The 463-nt window shown below is 45.8% G+C and carries 1 protein-coding gene; it reads right to left on the bottom strand.

The features are described from left to right. A partial coding sequence (locus ACTHUT_RS21915) for a UPF0149 family protein (protein ID WP_440419929.1) occupies positions 1–462 on the bottom strand: 462 nt, incomplete at its 3' end. Position 463 lies beyond the last annotated feature (1 nt).

Below are 463 nucleotides of genomic sequence, written 5' to 3' on the forward strand. Positions count from 1 at the left end.
ATCAGATTCCAACTGGGTCAGCTCTTTTTCATTCAGATGCAAGATGACTTCGCCGTTTTCCTCATCGTCATAAATACCGCCCAAAGCCATAATCGGATAGAACAAATCTTCAACCTCTTCCTGATCGACTGCTTCAAACCAATTGGTAGGCACAATATCCAGTGCGTAAAGATAGGCGTTACACCATGTGTAGAAATCCAGCTTGCCGGCTTCATCTTCATAAAACCATAAATCAGGCAGGATTTTCTCGTTGAGCTTCATGCGCATATCGGCGGCCATTGCCATGACCAAACGCTCGATTTCGGTGCGCTCTTTGGTATCAAACAAAGATTCATAACCCAAAATCTCAGGCAGCCAGTTGGTCGGACTCAAAGAATCCGGACCGCTCAATAAAGCCATCATACAACCTTGAACTTCATCACACCGCATGGTGTTGTGGGCTTCGGATTTCGCATCCAGCAAT

Source organism: Neisseria sp. P0022.S010, from assembly GCF_051956635.1.